This is a genomic window from Microbacterium sp., from assembly GCF_031180975.1.
GTDB lineage: Bacteria > Actinomycetota > Actinomycetes > Actinomycetales > Microbacteriaceae > Microbacterium.
The window spans coordinates 128,982-151,568 of sequence record NZ_JAPSLI010000007.1; the positions used below are offsets into that span (position 1 = coordinate 128,982).

Below are 22,587 nucleotides of genomic sequence, written 5' to 3' on the forward strand. Positions count from 1 at the left end.
CGAAGTCGTCGGTCCGGGCGACCGGGCGCGTCAGTTCCAGACGCTCGGGGCGTCGGCCTTGGTCGAGGGCAGCGCGGAGGCTGCGGCCCAGTCGTGGATCCAGTCGTCGACGCCCGGCACGCCCTCGGGGCGTCCGACGGCGGCGAACAGCTCCTCGTGGGAGACGGTGCCGCCGGTACGGCGCAGCATCCGTGCCCGCACGATCACCCGCGCGTACACCTCGCCGTCGACCACGGCGCGGTGCTCCATGAAGAGCGCCTTGTCGTCGTGACCGACGAACCGCGTCTCGACGTCGAACCGCTGCCACAGCTCGAGCGACTTGCGGAAGGTGACCGTCTCGCTGGACACGACGGCGTACCAGCCGCGCCGCCTCATCGCGTCGAACAGGCCGGTGCGGATCAGCAGGTCCCAGCGCCCGAGGTCGAACAGCGACAGATAGCGGCCGTTGTTCATGTGCCGCAGCATGTCGATGTCGGTCGGCAGCGTGGTGAGCCTGATGGTGGCGACCTCGGTGGGCGGGAGCGGAGCGCCGCGGCGGACACGGAGCCGGGCGCGGAGGATGACGAGCAAGGTGCGCCAGATCACGTTCACGAGTTCCGATCGTAGCCAGACGTGCACGAATCGCGAAGACCGTTGTGGGAACCCCACATCACGCGCAGGGTGCTGAAATGAGGGTTCCTCTCGATTTCCGCTTGGCGGGAGCCGCGCGTAGAGTCGCGGCATGAGCGCCGAAGCCCAGCCCGAGATCATCGTTCGTCCGGTCCGCGATGTCGACGCGGAGGCTCTGGGTCGCGTGCACGCGCAGTGCTGGCACGAGACCTACGACCACCTGATCAGCAAGGCCGCGTTGGCCAAGATCTCTCCTCGCCGCATGGCGGAGCTGTGGACGCACTGGGCGGCGCAGGGTCCCGACTTCAAGATGAGCGCCGCGTTGGTCGACGGTGAGATCGTCGGGTTCGTCGGCTCGGGGCCGGCTCGCGACAAGGACGCGCCGGCGTTCCGCGAGCTGTACTTCATCTACCTGCTCGACGCGTACCACGGCACGGGCATCGGCCAGCGCCTGTTCGACGCGGCGGTGGAGAAGGACGAGCCGCTGTACCTGTGGGTCGCGGAGGACAACCCGCGCGCGCACCGGTTCTACACCCGCAACGGGTTCCACCTCGACGGCGCCAAGCACACCGAGCCATTCCTCGGCGAGACGCTCACCGAAGTCCGCTTCGTGCGCTGAGCGCCGTCGCCGACACCCCGCCCTGCCGCCGACACCCCGAGTTGCGCACGTCCGTAGCACGGGGTGTCGGCGCGCACCCGGGGTGTCGACGCGTACCCGGGGTGCGGGCGCCCTGAAGCACGGGTTCAGAGGGCGCGGATGATGTCCTCCACCCGCTCCTTCGCGTCGCCGAACAGCATGTGAGCGTTGTCGCGGAAGAACAGCGGATTCTGCACGCCGGCGTAGCCGGCCGCCATCGAACGCTTGAACACGATCACGTTCTGCGCCTCCCACGCCCGCAGCACCGGCATCCCGGCGATCGGGCTGCCCGGATCCTCCGCAGCAGCGGGATTCACGGTGTCGTTCGCGCCGATGACGAGCACGACCGAGGTGGAAGCGAAGTCGTCGTTGATCTCCTCCATGCCGAGCACGATGTCGTAGGGCACCTTTGCCTCGGCGAGCAGGACGTTCATGTGGCCGGGCAGGCGGCCGGCCACCGGATGGATGCCGAACCGCACGGTCACACCCCGATCGCGCAGCCGTGCGACGAGGTCGGCGACCGGGTACTGCGCCTGCGCGACGGCCATGCCGTAGCCGGGGGCGATGATGACGGTGTCAGCGTTCGCCAGCATCGCGGCCGCCGCCTCAGCGGTGATCTCGCGGTGCTCCCCCATCTCCTGCTCCGCGGTCGAGGGCGCGACGATACCGAACCCGCCCGCGATCACCGACAGGAAGGAGCGGTTCATCGCCTTGCACATCACGTATGACAGGTACGCACCGGACGACCCCACCAGGGCGCCGGTGACGATGAGCAGGTCGTTGTTCAGCAGGAAGCCCGCGGCCGCCGCCGCCCAGCCGGAGTAGCTGTTCAGCATCGACACCACGACCGGCATGTCGCCGCCGCCGATCGAGGCGACCAGGTGCCAGCCCAGCGCGAGGGACAGCACGGTGACCGCGATGAGCAGCCACAGCTGCTGGTCGATCACGAACCACACCGTGAGCCCGAGGAATGCGACCAGAGCCAGCACGTTCAGCACGTTCTTGCCCGGCAGCATCAGCGGGCGGGAGGAGATGCGCGCCGACAGCTTGAGGTACGCGACGATCGAGCCGGTGAAGGTCACGCCGCCGATGAACACGCCGATGAACACCTCGGCGTTGTGGATGCCGGCGAGCGCGGCGGGAAGCTCCGGGTGCGCGAGGTGGCCGTTCCAGCCGACGAGCACCGCGGCGAGGCCCACGAAGCTGTGCAGCAGGGCGATGAGCTCCGGCATCCCGGTCATCTTCACCACGCGCGCGCGCCACAGGCCGATCCCGGCACCGATGAGCACCGCGACGCCCAACAGGCTGAGGCCGAGCACGGCACCGGTGCCGCCCCAGCCCCCGGCGACAGTCAGGGCCAGGGTGGCGAGCAGCGCGATCGTCATGCCGGCGATGCCGTAGGCGACGCCGTTGCGTGCGGACTCGTGACGGCTGAGCCCGGCCAGGCTCAGGATGAACAGCAGCGCCGCGACGAGGTAGGCGGCCCCGGCGAATGCGTCGACGGTCACTTCTGCGCACCCTTCGCCGGCTTCTCGAGGGTGAACATCGCCAGCATCCGCCGAGTCACCGCGAACCCGCCGAAGATGTTGATGCTGGCGACCAGCACGGCGACCGCGGCGAGCGCCTGCACCACCGGATTCGGGTCGGTCAGCTGCAACATGGCGCCGACCACGATCACACCGCTGATCGCGTTGGTGACCGACATCAACGGCGTGTGCAGCGCGTGGTGCACCTTGCCGATCACGTAGAACCCGATGACGACGCTCAGCACGAGCACGGTGAGATGCTGCGGCAGGGGCGGGGGCGCGAACACGTTCACGAGGAAGAGCGCCGCTATGCCGAGCGCCACGAGTCCGGCCCTGCGGCGTGCCGGCATCCGGGTCGGCCCCGGCGGGACGGCCGCCGCTGTCGCGGCAGGGGCGGATGCCGGCGGCGCGGCCGCCACCTGCACCGGGGGCGGCGGCCAGGTGATCTCCCCGTCGCGCACCACGGTGACCGACCGCTGCACGATGTCGTCGAAGTCGGGGGCCAGGCGGCCGTCCTTGCCTGGGGTGAGCAGTGCGACGAGGTTGGCGACGTTCGTCCCGTACAGCTGGGAGGCCTGGGATGCCAGTCGCGACGCGAGATCGGTGTAGCCGAGGATGATCACCCCGTTCTCGGTGACGACCCGCTCGCCGGCGACCGAGCCCTCGACATTGCCGCCCTGGCCCGCGGCCATGTCGACGATGACGCTGCCGGGCCGCATCCGCGCCACATCGGCCGCGGTGATCAGCCGGGGTGCTGGGCGCCCGGGGATGAGCGCGGTCGTGATGATGATGTCGACCTCGGCGGCCTGGGCGGTGTAGAGCTCCGCCGCGCGACGGTCGTAGTCCGCGCTGGTCGCCTTGGCGTATCCGTCGGTGGACTTCTCCACCTCGACGTCGACGGCCAGATAGGTGCCGCCGATCGAGGCGACCTGGTCGGCGACCTCGGGTCGGGGGTCGGTGGCCCGCACGATCGCGCCCAGGCTGGATGCCGCACCGATGGCGGCGAGTCCGGCGACACCGGCACCGGCGACCAGCACCTTGGCGGGCGGGACCTGCCCGGCGGCGGTGACCTGGCCGGTGAACAGACGCCCGAACTCGTGAGCGGCCTCGATGACGGCTCGGTAGCCGGCGAGGTTGGCCATCGAGCTGAGCACGTCCATGGACTGCGCACGGGAGATCCGCGGCACGGCATCCAACGCGATGGCGGTGAGACGGCGCTGCGCGAGCTGCTCGAGGAGATCCGGTCGCAGCGCCGGGGCCAGCAGAGCCACGATCGTGGCCCCGTCCGCGAGGCGTGCGATCTCCTCTGCCGTGGGAGCGTCGATCTTCAGCACGATCCCGCTCGCCCAGGCGGTGGCGGCGTCCACGATCTCGGCGCCCGCCTCGCGGTAGGCCTCGTCCGGGTACGAGGAGCGCGCCCCCGCTCCTGTCTCGACGGCGACCCGGTACCCCAGGGCGCGGAGCGTCGTCACCGTCGCGGGTGTCGCGGCCACGCGCGCCTCGCCCGCGCGCTCCTGCACGATTCCGATCTGCGTCACTGCATTCCTCCAGTCCGACGGCGGTGTCGGCGGCCCGCGGTCATCCGGGCGCTGCTGGGCTCAGGCTATCGACCCGGACGCGCAGGACCGCCGGATTCGCGCCCGGATGATGAGGAAAGAACGAATGTTCTTATCGACCCGGTAACCGGTTCGGCGCGGATCAACGGCTCGACACGTTGCCGAACATCCGGGCGATCGGTGCCAGCACCGGCGCGCGGGCCGCGATCCAGCCCGCCACGACCACGACGAGCGAGGCCACGAAGACCCAGAACCCGGTCCAGGTGACAGCGTCCTGCGAGGCGTACATGTGGTTGAGATTGCGCAGGAACCCGGTGAGCATCACCAGCGCCACGTGCACCACGATGAACGCGACGAAGTACAGCATCACCGGGAAGTGCAACGCGCGGGCCCATTCCACCGGGTACACCTTCGACAGCCGCTCGGCGCTCTTCGGCCACAGCCCGGACATCCGGAAGCCGGTGACCGCGGCGAGCGGCGCGGCGATGAACACCGTGATGAAGTAGGCCAGCTGCTGCAGGCTGTTGTAGTTGTTCCAGCCGTTCTCGTGCGGCCAGTCGAATGAGACGTACTGCAACGCCGCCGAGAGCGCGTTCGGCAGCACCTCCCAGCTGGTGGGGACGATCCGCACCCAGTGGCCCGTGACGAAGATCAGCACGACGAACGTGACGCCGTTGATCAGCCAGAGCAGGTCGAGCACCTGGTGGAACCACAGTGTGAGGCTGATCTTGCCCTTGCTGTTGCCGCGGGGGGCCCAGAACGCGGTCGGCCGCTTCTCGGTGCGCACCCTCAGGCCCGAACGGATGATCAACACGAGCAGGAACATGTTGAAGAAGTGCTGCCAGCCCACCCACGGGGCGAAACCCGGCTCGACCGCGATGGCCGGTTCGTACTCGCCGGGGAACGCGGCGAGAAAGTCCTGCATGAAGGGCAGACTCAGCAGTGCCCGGACGAACGCGACGGCTGCGCCGGCGAGGATGCCGAGGGCGGCAGCCCCGAGGAGCCCCGCGATCGCCTGCGGCCAGGTGGGACGGAGAGCGGATGCCGGAGGCTCGGCGTCCCCGTGACGCGGAGCCCTGCCCTGCCACACGGTGCGCCGAAACGGCAGCGGTGTGGACACATCCGGGCGGACGGCCGCGCGCGCACCGGAATGGGTCTCGAGTGCACCGGTTTCCGTCGATTGCACGGCATCCACGCGCTCCGAAGCCGTGCGCTCGGCGACATCCCGTGCATTCGGCACGCCTATGCCCGCCGGCGGCCACGCTTCGCCACCCTTCACCCGCGGCAGCCCCCGCCGCAACGTGGTGCCGGTCCGCGAAGCGCCTGGTGCCTCGGCCTGCATCCCGAGTGCACCGGTTTCCATCGACTGCACGGCATCCACGCGCTCCGAAGCCGTGCGCTCGGCGACATCCCGTGCATTCGGCGCCTCGGCCGCCGCATCGCCCCGCTCGGCGACGTCCCGTGCACTCGGCGCGCCCGCGCCCGCCGGAGGCCACGGCTCCCCGCCCTTCACCCGCGGCAGCCCCCGCCGCAACGCGGCCCCAGCGCCGGAAGCGCCCGCCACGTCATCCCGGGTGACGAGTGCACCGGTTTCCGTCGACTGCACGGCATCCACGCGCTCCGAAGCCGTGCGCTCGGCGATTTCGGGTGCACTCGGCGCGCCCGCGCGCGACCCCGCACCCGCATTGGCGCCCGAGTGCACGGCATCCGCTCGCGAAGGACCGGTGCTCTCGGCGACGTCCGCCGCACTCGGCGAGCCCGCCACCGAGGCGCCGGGCGCCGGCGCGGCCGGCGGCCACGACTCCCCGCCCTTCACCCGCGGCAACCCGCGGCGGAGCATCCCGGCGGCCATGTCACTGCGCCTGTCGGCGGGCTTCGAGCGCCTCGACCAATTGCGGGACCACGGTGAACACATCGCCGACGATCCCGAAGTCGGCGATGTCGAAGATCGGTGCGTCCGCGTCCTTGTTGATCGCGACGATGGTCTTCGCGGTCTGCATCCCGGCGCGGTGCTGGATCGCGCCGGAGATCCCCAGCGCGATGTACAGCTGCGGCGACACCGAGACCCCGGTCTGGCCGACCTGATGCGCGTACGGGATGTACCCGGCGTCGACGGCCGCCCGCGACGCGCCGATGGCGGCGCCGAGCACATCGGCGAGCTGCTCGACGAGCGCGAAGCCCTCCTTCGACCCGAGCCCACGTCCGCCAGACACCACCCGCGCGGCGCCGCGCAGCTCCGGGCGCGACGACGTCTTCTCCACCGCCGCGATCTCGCCCGCGGTGGCGGCGACCGCCCCCGAAGGCGTGACGGCCAGCTCCTCGACCGCCGGCGAGGCGACGGCCTCGGCGCGCGCGTCGATCGCACCCTGCCGGACCGTGATCACCGGCGCGCCGAATGTCGGCGCGGAGTCCACCAGGAACGAACCGCCGTACACCGAGTGGTGCGCGACCACCCCCTCCTCGTCACGGGACACCCCGACGGCGTCGACGCAGACGGCCAGCCGCTCGCGCACCGCGAACCGTCCGGCGACGTCGCGGCCGGCGATCGAGTTCGACACCAGCACGGCATCCGGCTGCACGGCGCGGAACGCGGCCTGCAGCGCATCCACGACGGGCACGGTGAGGACCCCAGGGGCGACGGGAGCGGTCAGCACCACCCGTGCACCGGCCGCGGCGGCGGCATCAACCGCGGCCTGCGAACCGCCGGGCACGAGGGCGACGGGCGCGCCGATCGTCGAGGCGGCGCCGATCAGACCGGCCGTGCTGCTGGCGGCGGCCCCGGACGGGTCGACGTCGACGAGCACGAGGATCGCGTTGTCGGGGTAGCCCATGTCACACCAGCCTGCTCTGCACGAGGAAGTCCACGAGCTGCGCGGCGGCATCGCCGTTGTCGGTGATCTTGACGCCCGCGGCGCGCGGCGGCTTCTCGGACACCGCGGTCATGATCGACCGCGGCGCGACGGTCGGATCGGCGGACACACCGAGATCGTCGAGCGACAGCACCTCGAGGGGCTTCTTCTTCGCGGCCATGATCCCCTTGAAGTTCGGGAACCGCGCGTCCGGCAGAGCCTCGGTGATCGAGATGACCGCGGGCAGCGGCGCGGTGACCGGCTGCGTCCCAGCATCCCCCGTTCTCGTGCCCGACACATGGTCGGGGGCGATCTCGACGGCGCTGAGGGATGTGGCCTGAGCGTAGCCGAGGTGCTCGGCGAGCATCGCGGGCATCATGCCGGCCGATCCGTCGGTCGACAGGTTGCCCGTGATGACGAGGTCGGGGGCGCCGCGGCGGATGGCGGCGGCGAGGGTCTCGGCGGTGAGGCCGAGGTCAGCGCCGCGCAGCTGGTCATCGGCGATGTGCACCGCCGAGGCCGCGCCCATCGCCAGCGCACGCCGCACGGATGCCGTCGCCGACTCCGGCGCCATCGACAGCGCGACGACCTCGGTGTCGGCGTTCTTGTCGGCGTAGGACAGCGCGACCTCGAGGGCGCGCTCGGTGATCTCGTCCAGCACCACGTCACCCGCCGTACGGTCGGCCAGCCCGGTCTCGAGGTCGAGCTTGCGGTCGCCGTAGGTGTCGGGGACTTCCTTGACCAGGACGTAGATCTTCATCGATGCTCCTCACGCCGCTCTGAGTCTATTCGGCAGTGCTCCGCACATCGGAGACCCGATTTCAGTTAGAGCACGTTAACACTAACCCGGGTCGATACCCTTGAGCCATGGCGCGCAACAGCCCCCTTCCGATCGACCCGCTCGCCGAGGCGAAGCGGCAATGGATCGCGCACGGCTGGACGGATGCCGCGGACGGCATGACGGTCGTGATCTCGGTCATGCGCGCGCAGCAGCTGCTGCTGGCCCGCGTCGACGCGGCGCTGAAACCGTTCGGCCTCAGCTTCGCCCGCTTCGAGCTGCTGCGCCTGCTCGCGTTCAGCCGCGCGGGGCGACTCCCGCTGTCCAGCGTCGTCGCGCGCCTGCAGGTGCACGCCACGAGCGTCACGAGCACCGCGGACCGACTGGTGCGCGACGGGCTGATCGTGCGCGAGCCGCATCCGCACGACGGGCGTGCGGCGATGCTGGCACTGACGGATGCCGGACGCGAGCTCGTCGAACGCGCGACGGAGGCCCTGAACGCCGAGGTGTTCGCCGACCCGGGGCTGAGCCCGTCGGATGCCGCCGACCTCGCCGGGATCGTCGCGCGGCTGCGGCGGGATGCCGGCGACTTCACCGACCCGCGCCCGCTGCCGGATCCGCTCTGACAGCCCCGGCCCTGCGCGGGGCGCGCTCCGCCCGCGAGACTTCTGTTTCTGCATCAGACAGCACGCATGTCGCCCTGTCATATGCAGAAAGATAAGTCTCACGGGGTGGGCACCGCGCAAGCGTGCACGGGGTGGGCACCGCGCAAGCGCGCGGCGCGGCGAGCGGCGGCGCTCAGTCGCCGTCGTAGACGTAGTGGTCGAAGCGCGCGGGCACGTGCCGGCGCTGCCACGCGAGCTCGACGTCGCGGCGGACCCGGTCTCCGGGGAACGCCTTGGCGGTGTACCTCGGCACCTGGCGCGCGTGTCCCGCCATGTGCGCCACGGCCGCGGCCTGCCCGCACACCCGCGCTGCGGCGACCGCCGCCGGGTGGTGCGCCTCCCGTGCGGCAGCATGACAGGCGAACGCCTTCTCACGCACCGCGTCGATCGCGAGCTCGCCCCGCATGAACGCCTGCGCGGCCTCCAACGCCTCCCGCGGACGGGAGTCGTCCGGCCGTTCTGCGAGGAAGAGCGGCAGCAGCCGCTCCGCGCACGCCACGGTCCATTCGACCAGTTCGCGGCGGTCCGATTCCGGGAGAGTGAGGTCGGCGTCGTCCGGCAGCACTTCCAGCACCTCGCTCATCGGTGCACGAAATGAGGGGGGCGCTTCTCGCGGAATGCCGCCATCCCCTCCTTCTGGTCGGCGGTGTCGAACAGCGCGGCGAACGCCTGCTTCTCGTGCGCGAGGCCGTCCGTGAGGGACGTCTCGAGGGCGGCATCCAGTGCGGCCTTGGCGGCGTACACCGACGGCAGCGACTTCGACGCGATCGTCTCGGCGAGCTTCGACGCCTCGTCCAGCAGATCGGATGCCGGGACGACGCGCGACACGAGTCCGATCCGCTCCGCCTCTTCGGCGCCGATCAGGCGTCCGGACAGGATCAGCTCGGCGGCCTTGTAGTACCCGACCGCACGGGTCAGGCGCTGCGTGCCACCCATGCCGGGGATCACTCCGAGGTTGATCTCGGGCTGGCCGAACGTGGCGGTGTCGGCCGCGAGGATGATGTCGCACATCATGGCGAGCTCGCATCCGCCGCCCAGCGCGTAGCCGGAGACGGCGGCGATGACCGGGGTGCGCACGGCTGCGAAGCGGGTCCATGCGCCGAAGTGATCGGTCTCGACCATCTCGGCGGCGGTCTTGGACTCCATCTCCTTGATGTCGGCGCCCGCCGCGAAGGCCTTTTCCGAGCCCGTGACGACGATGGCGCCGACGCCCTCGTCCTCATCGAACGCGATGGCCGCCGCGGAGATCTCCTCGGCGACCTGACGGTTCAGGGCGTTGAGCGCCTGTGGCCGATCGAGGGTGACCCACCCCACCCGTTCTCGCCGTTCGACGCGGATCGTCTCGTACTCGGTCATGTCGCTCCCTCCGCCGCCACGCTGCGGCACCTCCAGTCAACCACGCCTCTCGGACGCGGATGCCGGTCGCCGCCGGTGACGTCAGACGCGGCCTTCCCGGATGTCCGTGATGATCCCCGAGAAGTCACGCGCGCCGCCGTCGCCCGCGGCGTAGGCGGCGTACAGCTCTTGCGCGAGCCGCCCCATCCTGGCATCCGTCGAGGTCTGCTCGATCGCCTGCAGCGCGAGACCGAGGTCCTTGGCCATGAGCGCGCCTGCGAAGCCGGGCTGGTAGTCGCGGTTCGCGGGACTCGTCGGCACCGGACCGGGGACCGGACAGTTCGTGGTCAGCGCCCAGCACTGCCCGGACGCCTGGGAGACGACGTCGAACAGTGCCTGGTGCTCGAGCCCGAGGCGCTCACCGAGCACGAACGCCTCCGCGACGACGATCTGCGAGACGCCGAGGATCATGTTGTTGCACACCTTCGCCGCCTGCCCGAGCCCGGGGCCGCCGCAGTGCACGATCCGCTTGCCCATCGCCTCCAGCAGCGGCAGCGCCTCGGCGAAGTCCTCGTCGGATCCGCCGACCATGAACGCGAGCGTGCCGTTCTCCGCGCCGACGACGCCGCCCGACACCGGCGCGTCGACATTGCGGTGCCCGGCCGCCACCGCCATCTCGTGCGCGGTGCGCGCCTCGTCGACTGCGATGGTGGACGACTCGATGAACAGGGTGCCCGGCTTCGCGGCATCCAGGAGCCCGTCCTGGTACGCGTCGATCACGTGCTTGCCGGCCGGGAACATCGTGATCACGACGTCGGCGTCGGCGACGGCATCCGCTCCGCTCTCGGCGACGGGGATGCCGGCGGCGCGCGCCGCCTCGTCGGCGGCGGGCACGACGTCGTAGCCGAGGACGTCGTGCCCCGCGGCGACGAGGTTCTTCGCCATCGGCAGACCCATGTGGCCGAGCCCGAGGAACGCGACGCGGGTCATGATCCGCTCCGCATCGACGCGGAACCTGCGGGGCGCAGCATCTCGCGCCCGACGATGAGTCGCATGATCTCGTTCGTCCCTTCCAGGATCTGGTGTACGCGCAGGTCGCGCACGACCTTCTCGATCCCGTAGTCCTGAAGGTAGCCGTAGCCGCCGTGCAGCTGAAGAGCCCTGTTGGCGACGTCGAAGCCGGCATCCGTCGCGAAGCGCTTGGCCATCGCGCAGCGCATGGTGGCATCCGGCGCCTTCTCGTCGACGGCCTGCGCGCCGTCGCGCACCATCAGCCGCGCGGCCTGCAGCTCCGTGCGCATGTCGGCGATCGCGAACATGATCGACTGCTTCTCGGCGAGCGGTTCTCCGAACGCGACCCGCTCGTGCACGTACTGCACCGCGCGGTCGAGCGCCCACTGCGCACCGCCGACCGAGCACGCGGCGATGTTCAGCCGTCCGCCGTTCAGGGCGGACATCGCGATCGCGAATCCGCGGCCCTCCTCGCCGAGCATGGCGGATGCCGGGACGCGCGCCCCGTCAAGGATCACCTGCCGGGTCGGCTGGGCGTGCCACCCCATCTTCTTCTCCGGCACGCCGAAGCTCAGCCCCGCCGCGTCGCCCGGCACGAGGAACGCCGAGATGCCCTTGGCCCCCGAGTCGGGGCCGCCGGTGCGGGCCATGACGACGTATACCGCGGCCTCACCGGCGCCCGAGATGAACTGCTTGACGCCGGTGAGCACGTACTCGTCGCCGTCGCGGACGGCGCTGGTGCTCAGCGCGGCGGCATCCGATCCCACGCCCGGCTCGGTCAGGCAGTACCCGCCGAACTCGGCCATCGTCGTGAGGTCGGGCAGCCAGCGCTCCCGCTGCGCCTCGTCGCCGTAGGTGTCGATCATCCAGACCACCATGTTGTGGATGGAGATGTAGGCGGCGACCGCCGGGTCGGCCTTGGCGAGCTCCTCGAAGATGGCGACGGTGTCGGTGCGCGACAGCCCGCTGCCGCCGGACTCCTCGCTCACGTAGATGCCGCCCAGGCCGAGCTCGCCGGCGCGGCCGAGCGCTTCACGCGGGAACGTGTGGTGTTCGTCCCAGTCCAGGGCGTGCGGGGCGAGTTCGGCGTCGGCGAAGTCGCGGACGGCGGCGAGGATGGCGTCGCGCTCCTCGGCGGTGGTGCTGGTGGTGGCGGTCATGCTCATGGTCGTGGTCCTGTTGTCGGCGGGTCAGTGCATGGTCGGGATGACGAAACTCGCGCCGCCCGACTCGGCCTGCGCCTGTCGAAGGATGCCGGAGGGCCAGCGGCTCGTCACCGTCTTGGTCTTCGTGTAGAAGCGGAACGCGTCCGCCCCGTGCTGGTTGAGGTCGCCGAAGCCGCTGTTCTTCCAGCCGCCGAACGTGAAGTAGGCGATGGGCACCGGGATGGGCACGTTGACGCCCACCATGCCCACGTTGACCCGCGCGGCGAAGTCGCGAGCCGCGTCGCCGTCGCGGGTGAAGATCGCGACGCCGTTGCCATACTCGTGATCGGATGCCATGGCCAGGGCGTGCTCGTAGTCGGGCGCGCGGGCGATCACGAGCACCGGGCCGAAGATCTCCTCGCGATAGATCGCCATGTCGGTGGTGACGTGGTCGAACAGTGTGGGTCCGAGGTAGAAGCCGTCCTCGTGGCCTTCGACGGTGAAACCGCGCCCGTCGGCGAGCAACGTGGCGCCCTCGTCGATCCCCTGCTGGATGTAGCCCTCGACGCGTTCGACGGCGGCGCGGGTGACGAGCGGGCCGTAGTCGACGTCGTCGGCGAGGGACGGCCCGACCTTCAACTCGCGGACGCGCTCGGTGAGGCGGGCGGCGAGGGCGTCCGCGATCTCGTCGCCGACCGGAACGGCGACGGAGATCGCCATGCACCGCTCACCGGCGGAGCCGTAGCCCGATCCGATCAGGGCGTCGACGACTTGGTCGAGGTCGGCGTCGGGCATGACGATCAGGTGGTTCTTCGCGCCGCCGAAGCACTGCGCCCGCTTGCCGTGCGCGGCGGCCGTGGCGTAGATGTACTCGGCGATCGGGGTGGACCCGACGAAACCGACTGCGCGGACGCGGGGGTCGGTGAGGATCGTGTCGACCGCCTCCTTGTCGCCGTGGACGACGTTGAAGACGCCGGCGGGGAGTCCCGCCTCGATGAACAGCTCGGCCAGGCGCACCGGCACCGAGGGGTCGCGTTCGCTCGGTTTGAGCACGAAGGCGTTGCCCGCCGCGAGCGCCGGCCCCGCCTTCCACAGCGGGATCATGGCCGGGAAGTTGAACGGGGTGATGCCGGCGACCACTCCGAGCGGCTGACGCATGGAGTACACGTCGATCCCCGCCCCGGCACCGGTGGAGTACTCGCCCTTCAGCAGGTGCGGGGCGCCGATGCAGAACTCGATCACCTCGATGCCGCGCTGGATGTCGCCCTTCGCGTCCTCGAGGGTCTTGCCGTGCTCGCTGGAGAGCAGGCGGGCCAGTTCGTCGCGGTCGCGGTGCACGAGCTCGATGAACTTCATGAGCACCCGGGCGCGCTTCTGCGGGTTGGTGGCCGCCCATTCCGGTTGCGCGGCCTCGGCGTTGTCGATGACGGCGCGCACCTCGTCGGCGGTGGCCAGCGGCACGCGCGCCTGCACGGCGCCGGTACTGGGCTCGAAGACGTCGGCGACACGGCCGCCGCTGCTCTCGACGGCAGTTCCGCCTATGAAGTGAGGGATCATACGGGTCATTGTGCGACTCTCCTTCGTGCCGTCATTGGCACACTGTTCAGGATACTCGGACGAACGACCAATTACTAGGACACCCTTGCATCTGTCAGAGGTACTCGCCGGGCCCCAGCAGGCGGACACCGCCGCTGTGCAGCAGGAACTGCGCGCGCAGCGTGACACCGAAGTCGACGGCCGCCCGGTGCATCGCCGCCGCCCACGCCCGGTCTTCCGTGCGGAGCAGACGGGATCCGACCCGCTCCCACATCAGCACGATCTCGACGTTGCCGGTGAGCCCGCACAGCAGTCCGGCCCGCTGCATGAGCAGGCCGGCCTCGGTGACCTCGCCGAGGTCCTCGGCGGTCGTGCGGGTGTGCGGGTCGCGGGGGTAGTCGGCCATCGGCATGATCGGGTCGCCCAGGCAGCCGCGGTCGTCGATGAACAGCAGCCACATCTGGCGGCGGTTCGCGCGCTGCGTGAGCAGTTCGAGGAGAGCGCGCAGCTCCTCATCGGTGGTGAGCGGTCGGCGCTTCAGCGGAATCGCAGTGTCGGTCATGGGTCGATGTTGGGGCATCGGCCGAACGGCATCCCGCGAGAATCTCGGGGCTGTGGACGACTTTCTCCATGTCGCCGCATGTGCAGGACGAATGCGACGACGCCCGCCGCACACGGCTCTCGCGGTGTTCGCCGCTCGTTCACCCTGTGGTCACCTTCGGCACGTAGAACGGTGAGTGCGCGGACGAAGGCTGAGACCGGATCGGGTGCCGAACGCCTCCGCGCTCGCGGTGAGCCTCTGACGCTCCCGCCGCGGTCATGGACCGCGAGACCCCCGCCGAATCGGGTCGGCGGGGGTCTTCCCCTTTTCGTTCGGCTCCCGCGCTCAGAACCGCTCGAGGATGAGTGCGTTCGCCATGCCGCCGCCCTCGCACATCGTCTGCAGTCCGCGGCGCCCGCCGGCGGCATCCAAGTGGTCGAGCAGCGTGCCGAGCAGCCGCGTGCCGGACGAGCCGAGCGCGTGCCCGAGCGCGATCGCGCCGCCGCGCGGGTTCAGCCGCTCCGGATCGGCACCGACGTCGGCGGCCCAGGCGAGGGGCACCGAGGCGAACGCCTCGTTCACCTCGTACGCATCGAGGTCCTCGATGCCGAGGCCCGCCCGCTCGAGCACCCGGCGGGTAGCCGGGATGGGGCCGATGAGCATGAGCTGCGGGTCGTCGCCGACGACGTCGAATGCGACGAAGCGCGCACGTGGCACGAGCCCGAGCCGCTCGGCGGTGGTCTCGCTCATCAGGAGCGCCGCGGAGGCGCCGTCGGTGAGCGACGAAGAGTTCCCCGGCGTGATCCGCCAGTCCAGTTCCGGGAACCGGGCGGCGAGCTCCTCGGTGCGGAACGCCGGCTGGAGCCCGGCCAGACGCTCGGTCGTGGTGCCCTCCCGTACGGTCTCGTCGGTGACGGCATCCGGCGCCTCCGCCACCGCAACCACGGTGCGGTCGAAGAAGCCGTCACGCCACGCCCGCGCGGCGCGCGCGTGCGACTCGGCGGCGTACGCATCGAGCGCGTCCCGGTTGAGCCGCCAGCGCTGCGCGATGAGCTCGGCGCTGACCCCCTGGTTGACCAGTCCGTCCGGATAGCGCTCGCGCAGCCGCGGCGACATCGGCGATCGGTCGCCGGCGCGCACCGACGACCCGAGCGGCACCCGGCTCATCGATTCGACGCCGCCGACGATCACGATGTCGTACTCACCGGCGGCGATGCCCTGCGCGGCGAAGTGCACCGCCTGCTGGCTCGACCCGCACTGCCGGTCGATCGTGGTGGCCGGCACGCGCTCGTCGAAGCCGGCGGCGAGCACCGCCTGCCGGGCGATGTTCATGGCCTGTTCACCGATCTGGCTGACGCAGCCCAGGAGCACGTCGTCGATCTGCCGCGACTCCAGGCCGTTGCGCTGCAGAATCGCCTGCAGCACCCCGGCGGCGAGGTCGACCGGATGCACGCCCGACAGCATCCCGCCGGGCTTTCCCCGCCCGACCGGGGTGCGGACGACGTCGACGACCACGGCTGCGCTGCTCATGCTTCGATTCTGCCCCCGCCGACGGCGCCCGGGGCGTTCTCTGCGACCTGAGCGCGGCCGAAACGGATGCCGTCCGCTCCCCTACACTCGTATGCGGCCATCCGCCGACCCCGCCCGCTCACACCAGAGCACGCAGCATCCGAGGACCGCACCCATGTCCGAGCCCATCACCGTGTCCATCCGCCGTGAGGTCGACCCCGCGCGCATCGCCGAGGCGACGGTGTGGGTGCAGACCGGCGTGAACCTGGCCAACCGCTACCCGGGATTCCTCGGCTCCGGGTGGGTGCGCGCCGGCGAGCACTCGCACGTCTGGCACATGCTGTACCGGTTCGCCACAGAGGAGACGCTCCAGGCGTGGGAGACCTCACCCGAACGCGAGTGGTGGCTGTCGATGGGCGAGGGCTTCGTGCGCAGCGAGCGCACCAGGCGTCGCAGTGGCATCGAGGGCTGGTTCGACGAGCCGTCCACGGGCAGCATCCCGATCCCGAATCCGGACGGCCCCGGCACCACCACGGTCGCCGTCGTACACGCCCCGCCGCGCTGGAAGCAGGCGGTGTCGATCTGGCTCGGTTTCTTCCCGGTGAACCTCGCGTTCAGCTACGCGGTGTCGCCCGTCCCCGGCTGGGAGAGCGTGCCGCTGTGGCTGCGCGTGGTCATCACGACCGTCGTGCTGACGCCGATCATGACCTACTGGGTGCTGCCGTGGGTGACCCGGATGCTGCGGAGCTGGCTGAATCGGTGAGTCCGGCGTCTCAGCGGCCGGTCACAGTGCGCGGATGCTCCAGGACGCCGCGTGCACGGCATCCGGTTGCAGCACGACGAGACCGGCACCGGAGTTGAACGCATCGGGTGCGCAGGTCATCGGCTCGACGGCCAGACCGATGCGGTGCGTCGATGGGTCGGCCGGGGTGTCGGCGGTGTGGATCTGCACCCACGGGCAGTCCTCGTCCCAGCTGAGGGCGACGCCGGTGCCGGCAGCCGTCAGGACTCGCACCTCGGCGACGCCGTCGGTGCGGGCGAGTCCGGTGAAGGCGTGGTCGATGAAGGTGTCGCCGATCAGCCGGGGCGCGCGGAAGTCCCACTGCGGGTGCGCTTCGACCGGCTCGACTGCTACCGGGCTCAGCCGGTCGGGCGTGACGGTCAACACGTCGGATGCCGGGAGCAGCAGCGTCCACTCGTCCACGCAGCCCGGGCCGGCGACGAGGTACGGGTGCGGACCGGTGCCACACGGCGCGGCATCCATCCCGAGGTTGCGGGCGGTGACGGTCTGCGTGAGACCGACGGCCTCCAGCCGGTACTCCACCTCGACCTCGACGCGGAACGGGTATCCGGCCTGCGGCTCGATGATCGTGGTGAGCACGACGCGGTCGGGCTCTACGACGCGGTCGGCGAACTCGGCCCAGGCCACGAGGCCGTGCAACGCGTGCCCGCGGGACGGTTCGGTGAGCGCCAACTGATGCTCGGCCCCTCCGAAGGAGTACCGGCCGTCGACGATGCGGTTCGGCCACGGCGCGAGGGTGGCCCCGCGGTAGTTCGGCCGCACCTCCTCGGCGTCGAAGGGCACCACGAGGTCACGTCCGTCGTGCGTCAGGGCGCGCAGGGTGGCGCCGATGCTGGCGATCACGGCCCGGTAACCGTGGCTTTCGAGCGTCAGCTGGCGACCGGAGCGCGGGGTCGACGCAGCCGGGTGTTCATAACTCAGGAACGATGGCCGGGATCCCGCCGAATCCGCCCGTGAACCGCCCGCTCGGGCCGATTCTTCCTGAGTTGTGAACACCGCGCCGCCGGGACCGGCGCCGTCATCCGCCATCACAGCCCCTGCGCGAGCCGGTAGTACGCCTGGTTCCAGCGCACCTGCTGCTGGAACGCCGGCACCGTGGTGTACTCGTCGATGACGAGCAGCTCGACCTCGGCCATCTCGGCGAAGTCGCGGAACGCATCCAGGCCGACGGCCGTCGACATCACGGTGTGGTGCGCCGCGCCGGCGGTCAGCCACGCGCCGGCGCTGGTGCGGAAGTCCGGCGCCGGCTTCCAGACCGCGCGCCCCACCGGCAGCTTCGGCAGGGCGCCGCGCGGCTCGACGTTCTCGACCACGTTCGCGGTGAGACGGAACCGGTCGCGCATGTCGGTGAGCGCGACGACCACGCCCGGGCCGGGGTCGGCGGTGAACACCAGCCGCACCGGGTCGTCCTTGCCGCCGATGCCGAGCGGGTGGATCTCCAGCGTCGGCTTCGCGGTGGTCAGCGACGGCGAGACCTCGAGCATGTGGGCGCCCAGGATCAGTTCGTCGCCCGGGGTCATGTCGTAGGTGTAGTCCTCCATCAAGCTGGCGCCGCCGGGCAGGCCCGCGCCCATGACGTTCGCGATCCGTACCAGGACGGCGGTCTTCCAGTCCCCCTCGGCGCCGAATCCGTAGCCCTCCGCCATGAGCCGCTGCACGGCGAGTCCCGGCAGCTGCTTCAGCGCGCCGAGATCCTCGAACGACGTGGTGAAGGCGCCGAAGCCGCCCTCCTCCAGGAACGCGCGCAGCCCGATCTCGATGGCGGCGCCGTCGCGCAGCGACTGGTGCCGTTCGCCCCCGCGCCGCAGTTCGGGGACGACCTCGTACAGCCCCTCGTACTCGGCGACGAGCGCCTCGATGTCGGACTCGGATGCCGCGGCGACGGCATCCGCCAGCTCGTTCACGCCCCACGTGTTGACCTGCACTCCGAATCGCAGCTCGGCCTCGGTCTTGTCGCCCTCGGTGACCGCGACGAAGCGCATGTTGTCGCCGAAGCGGGCAAGCTTCAGAGTGCGGGCGGCGGCGAGCCCGGCCGCGGCGCGCTGCCAGACGCCCAGTTCGCGCTGCACCCGCTCGTCGCCCGCGTGCCCGACGATGGTCTTGCGGGGCACGCCGAGGCGGGTCTGGATGTAGCCGAACTCGCGGTCGCCGTGCGCAGCCTGGTTCAGGTTCATGAAGTCGAAGTCGATGTCGGCCCACGGCAGCTCGACGTTCGCTTGGGTGTGCAGGTGCGCGAGCGGCTTCTGCAGGGCGTCGAGGCCCGCGATCCACATCTTCGCGGGGCTGAACGTGTGCATCCAGGCGATGAGGCCGATGACGTTCTCAGCGGCGTTCGCCTCGAGCGCGATGCGCTTGATGGCCGCGGAGTCGGTGAGCACCGGCTTCCAGACGATGCGCACCGGCACATCAGGCGCGCCGTCGAGGGTCTGCGCGATCTCGCGGGACTGCTCGGCGACCTGGGCGAGCGTCTCGGGCCCGTACAGGTGCTGGCTGCCGGTGAGGAACCAGACCTCATAGTGGTCGAGGGCGGTGGTGAGCTTCGGCATGGGTTTCCTTCGTGTCAGAGCGAGTCGACGGCGGCGGCCTCGATGGCCAGGGCCGCGCGGTAGCGGTCGAGGTAGGCGGTGAAGCCGGCGACGTCGGCAGCGTCGGGGCCGATCACGGTCAGGTCCGCATCCGCGAAGACGTGCGCGGCGAGGTACTCGCCAAGAGTGCTGTGCTCGGCATGACGCAGGTAGGAGGCGAGCACCGCGATGCCCCACGCCCCTCCCTCGGATGCCAGATCACCGACGGCGACCGGGGCACCGAGCGCCCCGGCGAGGAACCGTTGCGCCACCCCGGCGGTGCGGAACATCCCGCCGTGCGCGAACATGCGCTCCAGCGACACCCCTTCCGCCTCGAGCACCTGCATGCCCAGCGCGAGCGTGCCGAACACGCCGTACAGCTGGGCACGCATGAAGTTGGCGAGGGTGAAGTCGCTGTCGGGTGTGCGGGCGAACAGCGGGCGCCCCTCGACCAGCCCGGCGATGGGCTCGCCCGCGAGGTGGTTGAAGGCGACCAGCCCGCCGGCGTCGGCCTCGCCCGCCAGCGCCTCGCGGAACAGTGCCTCGAAGGCGGCATCCGGCTCGATCGGCCGGCCCGCTGCCTCGGCGAACCGCACGAACAGGCGCGCCCAGGCGGCCAGCTCGCTGGCACCGTTGTTGCAGTGCACCATTGCGACGGGGTCTCCGGCGGGCGTGGTGACCAGGTCGATCTCGTGGTGCACCTCGGCGAGCGGACGCTCGAGCACGACCATCGCGAAGATGCTGGTTCCGGCCGAGACGTTTCCGGTGCGCGGGGCGACCGAGTTCGTCGCGACCATGCCGGTGCCGGCGTCGCCTTCGGGTGGGCACAGCGGGATGCCGGGGCGCAGCGCGCCGGTCGGGTCGAGGTACGCGGCGCCCTCGGCGGTGAGGTCTCCGGCGGAGGCGCCGGCGGGAAGCACCTCGGGGAGCAGGTCCCAGACGGGGGCGGACAGCCGCCCGGCGGCGCGGGATTCGTAAGCGTGCAGCATCCGCTCGTCGTACCCGCCCGTGGCGGAGTCGATGGGGAACATGCCGGAGGCGTCACCGACGCCCAGCACGTGCCGGCCGGTCAGGCGGCGGTGCACGTAGCCGGCGAGGGTGGTGACCGAGGCGATCCGTGGGACGTGCTCCTCCCCGTCGAGCACCGCCTGGTGCAGGTGTGCGATCGACCAGCGCAGCGGGATGTTCACCCCGAGCAGGTCGCTCAACTCGGCAGCGGCAGCACCGGTGGTGGTGTCGCGCCAGGTGCGGAACGGGACGAGCAGCCGCCCGTCGGCGTCGAACGCCAGGTAGCCGTGCATCATCGCCGAGACGCCGATCGCGCCGAACGTATCGGGGCGGACGCCCCAGCGGTCATGCGAGTCGGCGACGAGGGCGGCGTACGCGGCTTGAAGGCCGTGCTCCACGGCGTCGAGCGAGTACGTCCAGTGCCCGCCCTCGAGTCGGTTCTCCCAGTCATGGGCGCCGGTCGCGAGGACGGTCGTGGCATCCTCGCCGATCAGGCAGGCCTTGATGCGGGTGGAGCCGAGCTCGATGCCGAGCGAGGTGCGACCGGCGAGGATGGCGTCGCGCTCACTCATCGGCGGGCGTCCTCGGTCTGGCCGTACACATTCTGGTACCGGTCATACAGGCGGTCGATCGCGTCCTGCGGGATCGGGATGAGCGGGCCGGCCTCGCGGGCGTGATGCACCGTGCGGGCGACGTCCTCCACCATGACGGCGGCCTTCACGGCATCCTTCGCGTCGACCCCGATCGTGAACGGGCCGTGGTTCTGCATCAGCACGGCGCGACTGCGGTGACCGCGCAGCGTCTCGACGATGCCGCGGCCGATCGAGTCGTCGCCGATGATCGCGAACGGGCCGACCGGGATCGGGCCGCCGAACTCGTCCGCCATCGCGGTGATGACGCACGGGATCTCCTCGCCGCGCGCCGCCCACGCGACGGCGTAGGTGGAGTGCGTGTGCACGACGCCGCCGACGTCGGGCATGTGCCGGTAGACGTACGCGTGCGCGGCGGTGTCGCTGGACGGGCTGCGGTCGCTGCCCGGCGTGCCGGGGATCACGTTGCCTTCGAGGTCGCAGAGGATCATGTTCTCCGGTGCGAGGTCGTCGTACGAGACGCCCGAGGGCTTGATCACGAACAGGTCGGCGCCGGGGACCCGGCCCGAGACGTTGCCGCCGGTCCAGACGACCAGCCCGTACCGGACCAGTTCGCCGTGCAGGTGGGCGACGTCGGCGCGGACGGCGGCGATGGCCCTCTCGACATCGACGGAGAAGGTGGTGGCTTCGGCGCTCACGGATACCTCACATCGTCTGTGACCGGTCACTGTGACCGGTCACAGAAGTGTGACACGGCGCGGGAACCCGCGTCAAGCACGGGTGGCGAAGCTGGGCGAGCGGGTCGGCCGCGCTGCGTGGCGGGATGGGTCAGAGCGGCGGGGCGACCGAGTCGCGTTCGACCAGCCGGGGCGCGACCGGCGCGAGATCGGATGCCGTGGCGTCGCCCTCCCCGACCAGTGCGGCGACCGCGCGGCGGGCGAGTTCAGTGAAGTCCTGGCGCACCGTGGTGAGCTTCGGCCAGTAGTACGCGGCGTCCGGCACGTCGTCGAAGCCGACGACGCTGAGGTCGCGGGGCACGGACAACCCCGCCTCGTGGAGTCCGCCGAGCAGGCCGAGCGCCATCTGGTCGTTCGCCGCGAACACCGCGGTGACGCCCGAGGACCGGACCGCCTCGACTGCCGCGTACCCCGACCCGGCGGACCAGTCCCCCGCGATCACCGGGCCGGGCGGCAGGCCCCGCGCCGCCAGCTCTGCGGCGTAACCGTCGGCGCGCGACTCGGCCTCCAGCCAGTCGGACGGACCCGCAAGATGGGCGATACGGGTGTGTCCGGCATCCGCCAGCACCGCCACGGCCAGCCGGGCTCCCGCCACCTGGTCGACCGAGAGGCCGCGCGCGCCCCGGCCGGAGGAGTGCAGCGTCACGACGGGCACCCCGATGCGCATCTCATCGAGCGCGTCGAGCGTGCGCGCATGCGGGGCGACGACCACGATGCCCTCGACGCCCTGGGCGATCAGGTGATCGACGGCCGACACGACCCCCGCCGCGTCGCCGGCATCGGCGAAGGCGGCGCTCACCCAGTACCCCGCGTCGCGCGCGGATGCCTCGATCGCGGCGATGCTGCGCGACGGACCGTAGAGCAGGGCGTCGGATGCCAGCACGCCGAGGGTCCGCGATCGCCGCGTGCCCAGGGCGCGGGCGGCGTTGTTCATCCGGTATCCGAGCTCGTCCATCGCGCGCAGCACGCGGTCCTTGGTCTCGTCGGCCACATCGGGGTGCGCGTTGAGCACGCGCGACACGGTCTGCCGCGAGACGCCGGCGCGCGCGGCCACGTCCCGCACGCCGATCGCGCGCGCCCTACTCTCCGCTGCTGCACTCATCGTCCCGAGTGTAGGCCCCGCGTCGGGACCGGTCACACCCCGTCCCCACGACCGCCAGTACGCCCCCGCCCCGCGAGACTTATCTTT

Annotated in this window: 21 protein-coding genes; 3 read left to right on the forward strand and 18 right to left on the reverse strand. The window is 71.1% G+C overall.

The window, feature by feature from the left end; genetic code table 11:
• Positions 1-30: 30 nt before the first annotated feature.
• Positions 31-591 (reverse strand): acyl-CoA thioesterase, encoded by a 561-nt coding sequence (locus RIF65_RS11190; RefSeq protein ID WP_309065620.1) that lies wholly within the window; start codon positions 589-591, stop codon positions 31-33.
• Positions 592-721: 130 nt separating this feature from the next.
• On the opposite strand from RIF65_RS11190, the gene RIF65_RS11195 reads away from it, so the two are divergent.
• A complete protein-coding gene (locus RIF65_RS11195; RefSeq protein ID WP_309065621.1) occupies positions 722-1,228 on the forward strand; it encodes a GNAT family N-acetyltransferase in 507 nt (168 codons plus the stop codon).
• Positions 1,229-1,353: 125 nt separating this feature from the next.
• Here RIF65_RS11195 and pntB read toward each other — a convergent pair whose 3' ends face one another.
• The 5 genes from pntB to RIF65_RS11220 form a co-directional block, all read right to left on the reverse strand.
• Positions 1,354-2,754, reverse strand: a complete 1,401-nt coding sequence (pntB, locus tag RIF65_RS11200; RefSeq protein ID WP_309065622.1) for a Re/Si-specific NAD(P)(+) transhydrogenase subunit beta — start codon at positions 2,752-2,754, stop codon at positions 1,354-1,356.
• Positions 2,751-4,310, reverse strand: coding sequence for a Re/Si-specific NAD(P)(+) transhydrogenase subunit alpha (locus RIF65_RS11205; protein WP_309065623.1), 1,560 nt, complete (start codon positions 4,308-4,310; stop codon positions 2,751-2,753). Before RIF65_RS11205 ends, pntB begins: the two co-directional genes overlap by 4 nt.
• 160 nt (positions 4,311-4,470) lie before the next feature.
• A complete protein-coding gene (locus RIF65_RS11210; RefSeq protein WP_309065624.1) occupies positions 4,471-6,180 on the reverse strand; it encodes a cytochrome b/b6 domain-containing protein in 1,710 nt (569 codons plus the stop codon).
• Between the two features lies 1 nt (position 6,181).
• Positions 6,182-7,159, reverse strand: a complete 978-nt coding sequence (locus RIF65_RS11215) for an electron transfer flavoprotein subunit alpha/FixB family protein (protein ID WP_309065625.1) — start codon at positions 7,157-7,159, stop codon at positions 6,182-6,184.
• A 1-nt stretch (position 7,160) separates the two neighbouring features.
• Positions 7,161-7,937 carry an electron transfer flavoprotein subunit beta/FixA family protein gene (locus tag RIF65_RS11220; protein WP_309065626.1) on the reverse strand — a complete coding sequence of 259 codons (777 nt, stop codon included), beginning with the start codon at positions 7,935-7,937 and terminating at the stop codon, positions 7,161-7,163.
• Between the two features lie 107 nt (positions 7,938-8,044).
• Between RIF65_RS11220 and RIF65_RS11225 the strand changes: the two genes are divergently transcribed.
• Positions 8,045-8,581, forward strand: coding sequence for a MarR family winged helix-turn-helix transcriptional regulator (locus RIF65_RS11225; protein WP_309065627.1), 537 nt, complete (start codon positions 8,045-8,047; stop codon positions 8,579-8,581).
• 172 nt (positions 8,582-8,753) lie between these two features.
• Here the strand turns inward: RIF65_RS11225 and RIF65_RS11230 are convergent, their stop codons facing one another.
• The 7 genes from RIF65_RS11230 to RIF65_RS11260 form a co-directional block, all read right to left on the reverse strand.
• Positions 8,754-9,203: a putative immunity protein gene (locus RIF65_RS11230; RefSeq protein ID WP_309065628.1), complete on the reverse strand. Its 450-nt coding sequence runs from the start codon at positions 9,201-9,203 to the stop codon at positions 8,754-8,756.
• Positions 9,200-9,976 carry an enoyl-CoA hydratase-related protein gene (locus RIF65_RS11235; protein WP_309065629.1) on the reverse strand — a complete coding sequence of 259 codons (777 nt, stop codon included), beginning with the start codon at positions 9,974-9,976 and terminating at the stop codon, positions 9,200-9,202. Before RIF65_RS11235 ends, RIF65_RS11230 begins: the two co-directional genes overlap by 4 nt.
• Positions 9,977-10,057: 81 nt before the next feature.
• Positions 10,058-10,945: a 3-hydroxyisobutyrate dehydrogenase gene (gene mmsB, locus RIF65_RS11240; protein WP_309065630.1), complete on the reverse strand. Its 888-nt coding sequence runs from the start codon at positions 10,943-10,945 to the stop codon at positions 10,058-10,060.
• Positions 10,942-12,132, reverse strand: coding sequence for an acyl-CoA dehydrogenase family protein (locus RIF65_RS11245; protein WP_309065631.1), 1,191 nt, complete (start codon positions 12,130-12,132; stop codon positions 10,942-10,944). Before RIF65_RS11245 ends, mmsB begins: the two co-directional genes overlap by 4 nt.
• A gap of 24 nt (positions 12,133-12,156) precedes the next feature.
• Positions 12,157-13,677, reverse strand: a complete 1,521-nt coding sequence (locus RIF65_RS11250) for a CoA-acylating methylmalonate-semialdehyde dehydrogenase (protein ID WP_309065632.1) — start codon at positions 13,675-13,677, stop codon at positions 12,157-12,159.
• Between the two features lie 85 nt (positions 13,678-13,762).
• Positions 13,763-14,209: a hypothetical protein gene (locus RIF65_RS11255; protein ID WP_309065633.1), complete on the reverse strand. Its 447-nt coding sequence runs from the start codon at positions 14,207-14,209 to the stop codon at positions 13,763-13,765.
• A 324-nt stretch (positions 14,210-14,533) separates the two neighbouring features.
• Positions 14,534-15,718 carry a thiolase family protein gene (locus RIF65_RS11260; protein WP_309065634.1) on the reverse strand — a complete coding sequence of 395 codons (1,185 nt, stop codon included), beginning with the start codon at positions 15,716-15,718 and terminating at the stop codon, positions 14,534-14,536.
• Between the two features lie 154 nt (positions 15,719-15,872).
• On the opposite strand from RIF65_RS11260, the gene RIF65_RS11265 reads away from it, so the two are divergent.
• Positions 15,873-16,460, forward strand: coding sequence for an antibiotic biosynthesis monooxygenase (locus RIF65_RS11265; protein ID WP_309065635.1), 588 nt, complete (start codon positions 15,873-15,875; stop codon positions 16,458-16,460).
• A 21-nt stretch (positions 16,461-16,481) separates the two neighbouring features.
• On the opposite strand, the gene RIF65_RS11270 is transcribed toward RIF65_RS11265, so the two are convergent.
• From RIF65_RS11270 to RIF65_RS11290, 5 genes are all read right to left on the reverse strand, one after another.
• On the reverse strand, positions 16,482-17,420 hold the full coding sequence (locus tag RIF65_RS11270; protein WP_375142174.1) for an aldose 1-epimerase family protein: 939 nt from the start codon (positions 17,418-17,420) through the stop codon (positions 16,482-16,484).
• A 107-nt stretch (positions 17,421-17,527) separates the two neighbouring features.
• Positions 17,528-19,045, reverse strand: a complete 1,518-nt coding sequence (gene araA, locus RIF65_RS11275) for an L-arabinose isomerase (RefSeq protein ID WP_309065636.1) — start codon at positions 19,043-19,045, stop codon at positions 17,528-17,530.
• Between the two features lie 14 nt (positions 19,046-19,059).
• Positions 19,060-20,643, reverse strand: a complete 1,584-nt coding sequence (locus RIF65_RS11280) for a xylulokinase (protein ID WP_309065637.1) — start codon at positions 20,641-20,643, stop codon at positions 19,060-19,062.
• The gene (locus RIF65_RS11285; RefSeq protein ID WP_309065638.1) at positions 20,640-21,359 is read right to left on the reverse strand and encodes an L-ribulose-5-phosphate 4-epimerase; all 720 of its coding nucleotides are present in this window, start codon (positions 21,357-21,359) and stop codon (positions 20,640-20,642) included. Before RIF65_RS11285 ends, RIF65_RS11280 begins: the two co-directional genes overlap by 4 nt.
• Positions 21,360-21,489: 130 nt before the next feature.
• Entirely contained in the window at positions 21,490-22,500 is a 1,011-nt protein-coding gene (locus RIF65_RS11290; RefSeq protein WP_309065639.1) for a LacI family DNA-binding transcriptional regulator, read from the reverse strand.
• Positions 22,501-22,587: the final 87 nt, after the last annotated feature.